Genomic DNA, 5,930 nt, shown 5'->3' on the forward strand with positions numbered 1-5,930 from the left:
CGGCGATGGCGCGAGCGCCGCGCTCGCGGCGCCCCGGCGACGCGCCCGCAGCCTCGCGAGCGGGCTGTGCTGCCGAAGGCTGCCGAGCGCGTTCGTCAGCCGGTCGAGCACGATCGCGAGGATCACGACCGACAGCCCGGCCTCGAAGCCGAGCCCCACGTCGATGCGCTGCAGCGCCTGCACGATGTCCTGCCCGAGCCCGCCCGCGCCGACCATCGCGGCGATCACGACCATCGACAGCGACAGCATGATGATCTGGTTGACGCCCGTCATGATCGTCGGCAGCGCGAGCGGCAGCTGGATCTGCCGCAGGATCCGGCCTGGCGAGGCGCCGAACGCGGCGCCCGCCTCGACGATCTCGCGGTCCACGCCGCGGATGCCGAGCTCCGTGAGCCGCACACCGGGTGCCATCGCGAACGCGATGGTGGCGATGATGCCGGGCACGACGCCGATGCCGAACAGGATGATCGCGGGGATCAGGTACACGAAGGCGGGCATCGTCTGCAGGAAGTCGAGCACGGGGCGCACGATCGCCGAGACGGTGTCGGAGCGCGCCGCCCAGATCCCGAGCGGGATCGCGAGCAGCAGCGCGAGGAGCGCTGCGACCACGGTGAGCGCGAGCGTCGCCATCGCGTTGTCCCACTGGTCGACGAGCACGATCGCGACGAGCCCGACCACCGTGCCCGCGGCCATCCGCCAGCCCCGCAGGGCGAGGGCGAGCAGCGCGAGCACGAGGATCATGACGATCGCCGGCGGCTCGGTGAAGAGCGACTCCACGACCTCGAAGACGCCGATCACCACGGTGCGGATGACGTCGAAGACCACCGCGAGGTTGTCGGTGATCCAGTCGACGCCGATCTCGACCCAGTCGCCGAGCGGCAGGCGGAGGTCATCGAGCATCGGGCACCTCCAGTGCGTCGAAGCGGGCATGCGCATCCTCGAGGGTCTGCGCGACGAGCGCGGCGTCGACCGCGGGCGGCAGGTCGACGATCGCGAGCTCGGCGGTGTCGGTCGGCACGTTCCCGAGGGCCGCGAGCAGCATCACGCGCGGGATGACGCCGAGCAGCCGGCCGCCGTCGTCGACCACGGCGATCGGGAGGCCGCTCGTGATCGCGAGCTCGGGCAGGTCGGCGAGGCTCGTGTCGGGCGAGACGCGGTGCACGTCGGCGTCGACGAGCGGGCGCAGCTCGCGGTGGCCGCGCTGCACGGCGCGCAGCACCTCGCGGTCGCGCACGGCGCCGAGCACGGTGCGGCCGGGCCCCGTGACGAGCAGGGTCGAGGTCTGCACGTCGCGCATCGCGCGGAGCGCGCCGCGCGGGCCGACGGTGACGGGCACGGATGCGGCGGGCGGCTCCATCACGCTCGCGGCGGTGAGCACGCGGGTGCGGTCGACGTCCTGCACGAACTGGGCGACATAGTCGTTCGCCGGGTCGGTGAGGATCTCCTCGGGGCTGCCGATCTGCACGATGCGGCCGTCGCGCATGACGGCGATGCGGTCGCCGAGGAACATCGCCTCGTTGAGGTCGTGCGTGATGAAGACGATCGTCTTGCCGAGCTCGGCCTGCAGCTCGACGAGCTGCTCCTGCATCTCGCGGCGGATGAGCGGGTCGAGCGCGCTGAACGCCTCGTCCATGAGCAGCACCGGGGTGTCGGCGCACAGCGCCCGGGCGATGCCGACGCGCTGCTGCATGCCGCCGGAGAGCTCGCTCGGGAAGCGCTCCTCCCAGCCGGCGAGGCCGACCGTGCCGACGACCTCGCGCGCGAGCTCGAGCCGCCGCGCCCGGTCGACGCCCTGGATCTCGAGGCCGTACGCGACGTTGTCGAGCACCGTGCGGTGCGGGAGCAGGGCGAAGTGCTGGAACACCATCGACACGCGCGAGCGCTGCACGGCGCGCAGCCGCTTCGCGTCGACGCCGGAGACGCGTTCGCCGTCGATCTCGACCGACCCGCTCGTCGGCTCGAGGAGACCGTTGAGCATGCGGATGAGCGTCGACTTGCCCGAGCCCGACAGGCCCATCACGACGAAGATCTCGCCGCGCTGCACCTCGAAGGAGGCGTCGATGACCGCAGCGGTGCCGAGCTTCGCGACGTCGTCGCGGCTGGCACCGGCGGCGAGCCGCTCGGCGGCCTCGGCGGCTCGGCGTCCGAACACCTTCGTCAGGTGCTCGACGCGCACGGCGATGTCGCCGGCGCCGTCCGGGCGCGCGGTTACGGGCGGTTCGCTCACTGTCACTCCTGCCACGCCGCTTCCGGCGTTCAGTCGAGGACGGGTGCCACCGCGCGCGGTGTGTCGTCTGCCGTCCCAGGTCGACCCGAGTCGCCCGCGAAGCGGCACCATACGCTCGCCGACGGCTGCGTGGTCGGCGGTCGCGTCCAATGCATCGGGATGCCAGGACCAGCAACCCGACTCCCACCGTAGCCACGGCCAGAACGAGGGGTTGTGGCGGCGGGGGTCGGGATTCCGCGGGATTCCGCGGTTCCGGGTCGGCGGTCAACGCGGAATCGTGATGCCTTCGTTATGGCCCGGGGTACAAGCGGCACCAGCTCCGGCGCCTCTGCCCCGGGCGCGGATCACTGCCACCACGGGCGCTCGCGCTGCGCCGCGCGGCGCCGGGCCTCGAGCTCGGCGAGCTCCTCGTGGCGCTCGCCGATCTCGTGCACCGCCGAGACGCACCGCTTGACGAGCGCGTCGAGGTCGTCGAGCTCGTGCCGCTTCGCCGCGCCGATCACGATCGCCGCGCACGCCTCGGCGTCGCCCGCCGCGTCGTGGTGGCGGAAGTCGTCGAAGCCCGCCGCGAGCGCGGCGACCGGCAGCCGGTAGGACTCGAGCGCGAACGTCTTGCGCGCGATGCGCAGCGAGTCGGTCCAGCGCATGTCGGGCACGGGCAGCCGCGCCGCCTTCGCCGCCGCGCGCATGACGCCCTTGTCGAAGCCCGCGTTGTGCGCGACGTAGACGTCGTCGCCGCCGAACTCGAGGATGAGCCGCTGCGCATCGACCCAGCCGGGCGCATCCAGCACCTGGAACGCCTGGATGCCGTGGATGCGGGTGTTCCACTCCCAGAACTCGTCGAACGGCGCCGTCGGCCGGATGAGCGTCGACGCGCGGTCGACGATGAGGCCGTCGCGCACCTTCACGAGCCCGACCGCGCACGCGGAGGCCGCGTTGCCGTTGGCGGTCTCGAAGTCGATTGCCGTGAAGTCGAGCGCCATGCCTCCAGTCTCCCAGCCACGGCCCACACGCCCGCGCCGCCGCGCCCCCTCGTCGATGCGACGCCGCGGCGGCGCATCGAGACGCTTCCCGCGCATGCGGGAGGATGGAGGCGTGGAGAACCCGACGCTCGAGGCCCTGCAGTCCGTCGACGCGACCGATCACGCCGGCGCGTGGGCGGTCGTGCGCGACGCCGAGCTCGTCGTGCCGGCGGTCGTCGAGAACCCGCGCGATCCCGGCTCCGGCCGGTTCCTCGTCGTGCCGCACGGCGAGCTGCAGCTCGTCGTCGCCTTCACGTCGACCAAGCGCATCGGCGGGTTCGTCACGAAGACCCGGCGGCACCTGAAGCTCACGGGCGCCGAGCTCGCCGCGGCGATCCCCGCCGGCCACGCGATCGTGCTCGACCCCGGTCACGACGACGGCCGCGTGTTCCTGCCCGACGTGCTCGCCGGCGACGCGGTCTAGGCAGGAGCGCGCATCCGCATCCGCCCACCGCGGTGGCGCCCCGAAGCAGGGTCTTGACGGCGCACTTGCATTTTGCAAGCGTGTCGGCATGAGCCTGTTCAACGTCATGCTCGGAAGCCGCGAGCTCTACGCGAGCGTCGGCGGCACGGAGGAGCTCGTCGGCGGGCCCGACACGCCCTCGAAGGTCACCGTCTCGTTCGACCTCGGCAGCCGCGAGGCGGTCGACGAGCTCGTCGAGCGCGCCCGCGCCGCCGGCGGCCGGGTCGGCGACACCGACGACTACCCCTTCATGTACCAGCGCCAGTTCGACGACCCGGACGGCTACCACTACTCGCCGTTCTGGATGAAGCCCGACGCCGACGCGGCCGCGTGAGCGACCTCGCGGCCGCCCTCGACGTCGTCGGGCCCCGCTGGGCGCTGCTCGTCGTCGAGCGGCTCCTCGACGGGCCGCAGCGCTACGGCGACCTGCAGCGCGAGCTCGGGGTGCCCACGAACATGCTCGCGACGCGGCTGCGCGAGCTGGAGGCGGCGGGCGTGCTGTCGCGGCTGCCGCTGCGCCACAACACGCGGGCGTACGCGCTCACCGATCGCGGGCTCGCGCTGCGCCAGGCGATCGTCGCGCTCGGGCGTTGGGGCGCGGCCGATCCCCGGCGCCGCGGAGGTGCGGTGGCCGCGCGTGCGAGCGCCGACGAGCCCTAGGTGCAGGCGCCGGTGCGCTCGAGCCGGTCGACGGCGCTCGAGACGCCCTCGAGGGCGGTCACGGCGCTCACGACCGACGTGTCGATGACCACCTCGGTCGCGGGGGAGCGGCCATAGCTCACGAAGGTCCAGACGTCCTCCTCCTGCGCGACCTCGAGCCAGTCGACCGGGCCGACCTGGATGCAGCGGCTCGCCGAGGGCGCGGGCTCGGGCATGCCGCAGCGCAGCGTCACCGCGCTCGGATCGCCCCACGCGGCCGTCGCCTGCGAGGTCGTGTCGCGGCGCTCGAGCGGCTGCGGCAGGCTCGAGTCGCCGAGCTGCTCGGGCAGCGAGACGATCACGCTCGCGCACCCGGGGTCGGATGCGTCGTCGGCCGCCGGGAGCGTCACCGCGCGTGCGCACCCGGTGACGGCGAGCACCGCTGCGGCAGCCGCGGCGAGGGGGAGGAGGCGCATCGCATCAAGCCTACCGAGGCGCTCGGCGGGCCGGGCCGGGCGGCGGGCTCCGGTGGCGGCCGCCCCCGCCGGCCACCCCGAGCACCGCCACCGCGACGTTCGATGACGCTGAGCGAGGCACCGGCTGCGATGTGCGCTCGAGCACCCGCTGGGCGTCATCGAGCGTCAGGCGGGGCCCGCCCGGATATCGGGCGGCGGGTGCCGGTGGCGGCCGCTCTCATGCGGCAAGACCTGGACGCTCGATGGCTCTCACGGCGCCACCGGCTGCACGGTGCGCTCGAGTGCCCGCGGAGCGTCATCGAGCGCTAGGCGGGGCCTCCCCGGCGGGTTGCGGGGCGCGCACCGGAGGCGGCCGCCCTCATGCGGCGCGACCGGGACGCTCGATGGCGCTGAGCGGTGCACCAGCCGGAATGGGAGCCCGAGCGCGCCCTCAGGCCCATCGAACGTCCGGCGCGACTCAGGTTCGGCGTGGTGAGGGCCGAGGAGCCCGGCCGCGGACGGCTGCGGTGCAGCAGCCGGATAGCGTTGCGGGATGGACGACGCGACCCTGCACGAGGTCGGCGAGCTCGAGGCGCTGCGGCGCTTCCTGCCGCTGCTGCCCGCGGGCGACGCGACCCTCGTCGGCCCCGGCGACGACGCCGCGGTCGTGCGCGCGCCCGACGGCCGGGTCGTCGTGACGACCGACACGATGCTCGAGGGCGCCGACTTCCGCCTCGACTGGTCGGGCTGGCGCGACCTCGGCTGGAAGGCCGCCGCCTCGAACCTCGCCGACGTCGCCGCGATGGGCGCGGTGCCCACCGCGCTCGTCGTCGCGCTCGCCGTGCCGCGGTCGACGCGCGTGGGCGAGATCGAGCGGTTCGCGCGTGGCCTCGCGGACGGCGTCGCCGCGATGGCGCCCGGCTGCGGCGTCGTCGGCGGCGACCTCGGCACCGCCGAGCGCGTCACGATCGCGGTGACGGCGTTCGGCGACCTGCGGGGACGGGATGCGGTGCTCCGGTCGGGTGCCCGACCGGGCGACCGCGTGTGCGTCGTCGGCACCCTCGGCCTGTCGGCGACCGGCCTCGCCCGGCTCCTGGCGGCGAGCGCGGCGGCCGGCGGCACGC

General features: G+C 74.1%; 7 protein-coding genes and 1 pseudogene. 4 read left to right on the forward strand and 4 right to left on the reverse strand.

Going from position 1 to position 5,930, the window contains the following annotated elements; genetic code table 11:
- The 3 genes from NWP09_RS11105 to NWP09_RS11115 all read right to left on the reverse strand — a co-directional run.
- Nucleotides 1–900: proline/glycine betaine ABC transporter permease (locus NWP09_RS11105; RefSeq protein WP_258275576.1), on the reverse strand; the 900-nt coding region annotated here is incomplete at its 3' end.
- Nucleotides 890–2,227, reverse strand: coding sequence for a glycine betaine/L-proline ABC transporter ATP-binding protein (locus NWP09_RS11110; protein WP_258275577.1), 1,338 nt, complete (start codon nucleotides 2,225–2,227; stop codon nucleotides 890–892). The genes NWP09_RS11110 and NWP09_RS11105, both read right to left, overlap by 11 nt.
- A 344-nt stretch (nucleotides 2,228–2,571) precedes the next feature.
- Complete coding sequence (locus NWP09_RS11115) at nucleotides 2,572–3,210, reverse strand: exonuclease domain-containing protein (protein ID WP_258275578.1); 639 nt, start codon at nucleotides 3,208–3,210, stop codon at nucleotides 2,572–2,574.
- 112 nt (nucleotides 3,211–3,322) lie between these two features.
- Here NWP09_RS11115 and NWP09_RS11120 point away from each other — a divergent pair, with 112 nt between their 5' ends.
- The 3 genes and pseudogenes from NWP09_RS11120 to NWP09_RS11130 all read left to right on the forward strand — a co-directional run bounded on the left by NWP09_RS11120 (nucleotide 3,323) and on the right by NWP09_RS11130 (nucleotide 4,372).
- The gene (locus tag NWP09_RS11120) at nucleotides 3,323–3,673 is read left to right on the forward strand and encodes an SseB family protein (protein WP_258275579.1); all 351 of its coding nucleotides are present in this window, start codon (nucleotides 3,323–3,325) and stop codon (nucleotides 3,671–3,673) included.
- A gap of 103 nt (nucleotides 3,674–3,776) precedes the next feature.
- Nucleotides 3,777–4,046: pseudogene (locus NWP09_RS11125) on the forward strand (VOC family protein); the annotation flags it as partial.
- Entirely contained in the window at nucleotides 4,043–4,372 is a 330-nt protein-coding gene (locus tag NWP09_RS11130) for a helix-turn-helix domain-containing protein (RefSeq protein WP_258275580.1), read from the forward strand. The pseudogene NWP09_RS11125 and the gene NWP09_RS11130, both read left to right, overlap by 4 nt.
- Here the strand turns inward: NWP09_RS11130 and NWP09_RS11135 are convergent.
- The gene (locus tag NWP09_RS11135) at nucleotides 4,369–4,827 is read right to left on the reverse strand and encodes a DUF3515 domain-containing protein (protein WP_258275581.1); all 459 of its coding nucleotides are present in this window, start codon (nucleotides 4,825–4,827) and stop codon (nucleotides 4,369–4,371) included. The genes NWP09_RS11130 and NWP09_RS11135 overlap by 4 nt on opposite strands.
- 532 nt (nucleotides 4,828–5,359) lie before the next feature.
- On the opposite strand from NWP09_RS11135, the gene NWP09_RS11140 reads away from it, so the two are divergent.
- The coding region (locus NWP09_RS11140) for a thiamine-monophosphate kinase (protein ID WP_258275582.1) at nucleotides 5,360–5,930 on the forward strand (571 nt) is incomplete at its 3' end.

Source organism: Agrococcus sp. HG114 (genome assembly GCF_024723325.1).
Lineage (GTDB): Bacteria > Actinomycetota > Actinomycetes > Actinomycetales > Microbacteriaceae > Agrococcus.

What these genes read in the sequence shown, in the direction of transcription:
- NWP09_RS11135 (WP_258275581.1), bottom strand. Translation starts at nt 4,827, where the DNA reads ATGCGCCTCCTCCCCCTCGCCGCGGCTGCCGCAGCGGTGCTCGCCGTC.
- NWP09_RS11115 (WP_258275578.1), bottom strand. Translation starts at nt 3,210, where the DNA reads ATGGCGCTCGACTTCACGGCAATCGACTTCGAGACCGCCAACGGCAAC.